Below are 2,205 nucleotides of genomic sequence, written 5' to 3' on the forward strand. Positions count from 1 at the left end.
TCTGGCTCGTGAATCCGTCAGCCCCTGTGCAGGCAGGATGCGGTCAAGCCGGTCGCGGGTGAGAGCCACGGTTCTTCGCAGACCGGCCCAAGCGCTGACGACCGTATCCTCATCCTTCACTTGCCCTCCCGGTTCAGGTCCTCCTGAAGCCCGATCAGCACCTTGCCGAGCAGCTCGACCTGTTGGGCATCGTCCAGATTGTCCAATTCAACCAAATCAGGGAAACGCTCCAAAAGAGGGGCCATGACTTGCTTATCCATGAGCTCTTCAGGTGCTAACGCAATCGTATCCTCATCATCTGCCTGTGAGGACCGTCCAGAAGGCTCATGCTCTACAGGCTGCTCAGTCTGGCCAGACTGAGCAGGTAATCCGTGATGATTGGATTCCTGGGGTGATTTGCTCGCTCCGAACTGTCCGGACTTGACCTCTTCCGACATGACCGCTATGCCCCTACGACGAAGGCGGGCAGATCCAGCGAGTCCATGTCTCCGCCACGATCCTGGTACTCCCAGAGCGCACAGGTGCAGGCTCGCACAGCATCCAGATCAGACAGGGGGTCGCTACCGCCCTCAAGAGCACGCAGGGTTACATGCCCGTCATCATCCACCTTTGCGGTTTGGCCGCCGCAGTGCCATGTCTGGTCTGCTTCCTTACTAGGCTGGGGCTGTGGCGCAGTGAGGCCGCGCAGGTCTTCAGCCAAATAGGTCGGTCGCAACTTGGCAGGTGCAGTCAGAATGGCGGGTGTTCGGGCTACGCCTGTCAGGACAACCATGGAGTCGTACCCGCCTCGGTTGGCTGCCTCGATGTCGGTGTCCAGACGATCGCCCACAGGCAGGCATCGGTCACTGTCCAAGATCTTCTCCTGTCTGTCGGCCAACAGCTGCCGAGCCTCATCGTACATGGCCGATTCCGGCTTGCCGGCCGAGTCCTCCGGCTGCTCACCAGTAGCCAGAATCACCGGTTGGAGCATGGCTCCATTGCCGGGCGCCATGCCACCTTCCCGGGGAAGAGTCTGATCCTTGTTGGTAGTGAAGTAACGTGCACCGTGTTCAATGGCAAAGGCGGCCTGGGCCAGATCCTGCCAACTCAATTCGGGATACCAAGCCTGGATGACGGCCTCTGGCTGATCTGCTGCCTTGCCTACCGGAACCATCCCGTTGATGCGAATCTGGTCACGCAGATGATCGGAACCAATGACGAGCACCCTGGCACCCTTTTTCAAGTGTCGGCGCAGCATTCGTGCGGCTACGACGGCCGAAGTGATGACCTGGCCATCGTCCAGGGTGAGACCGAACCCACGCAGCTGATCGGCCACCACATGAGGGAACCGGGATGCATTGTTGGTGGTGTAGGCCATGCGCATGCCGAGCGTCTGAGCGCGATCGATGCCCTCGGCCGCATGCTCTACAGGATCAGCGCCCCGGTAGACCACTCCATCCAGGTCCAGTAGAGCCAGACGGTAGGTCTTTGCCGGAGCGTCATCAGTTCCTTTGAGGAAGGCGGTCATGATTCAGCCTTGTCTAGAGTAGAAGCATCGGACCCCTTGACCTGCTTATCTTTTGTCTGTTCATTTTCCTGATCGATAGTGTCTGCCTCGGATCCTGCAGCTTGTGCAGTCGCGTCACTGTCGTCGATAGCCGAATCATCGGCAACAGCAACGTCAGTTCCGTCACCAGCTTGACCGCTTTGAGAACCATCGTCCGAAGTTTCTGCATCAAGATGGGTTGGCTCTCCGCCTGATTCCTTCACAGCATCTGACGATTCCGGCATTTCGGATGAACCAGCTGAGTCAGACGGACCAGTTGAATCAAATGTATCGAATGTATCAGCTGAATCAAAAGATTCAGTCGAATCAGTTGAGTCACCTGTGTCAGTTGAGTCAGCCGAATAGTTCGAAGCTACTGATTCAGGAGATTCCTCAACCTTACTGCCATTGGCACCCTGATCGGATGCATCAGTGGCTTCAGCCTCATCCGAGTCATCCTCACCACCATCCGGGTCAATGGAGAGCTCCTCCATCATGGCCGGATCCAGGTGCTCCAGGTCGTAGTCAATCAGGATCTCCTCGGACTGTCCGTCCTTCTGGCCATCCTCGCCCTCATCCTCGTCGGCATACTCCGCTTCCAGTCGATCCAGCAGGGGTTCCAACTCCAGAGCCTCCTGGCTGCGACCAGCCTGTTCAAGGAAGTTCTGCTCGGCCTGCAC

At 57.8% G+C, this 2,205-nt stretch carries 3 protein-coding genes; all 3 read right to left on the bottom strand.

All coding sequences use genetic code 11. The features are described 5' to 3' along the window. Window positions 1-116: 116 nt before the first annotated feature. Window positions 117-437, bottom strand: a complete 321-nt coding sequence (locus AC0AP0_RS12380) for a hypothetical protein (RefSeq protein WP_490430699.1) — start codon at window positions 435-437, stop codon at window positions 117-119. 5 nt (window positions 438-442) lie between these two features. Next, window positions 443-1,507, bottom strand: coding sequence for an HAD-IIA family hydrolase (locus tag AC0AP0_RS12385; protein ID WP_490430700.1), 1,065 nt, complete (start codon window positions 1,505-1,507; stop codon window positions 443-445). Continuing rightward, window positions 1,504-2,205: ICP22 family protein (locus AC0AP0_RS12390; RefSeq protein WP_490430701.1), on the bottom strand; the 702-nt coding region annotated here is incomplete at its 5' end. The genes AC0AP0_RS12390 and AC0AP0_RS12385, both read right to left, overlap by 4 nt.

It is taken from the genome of Bifidobacterium sp. POST2/T3 (B1) (assembly GCF_058197115.1).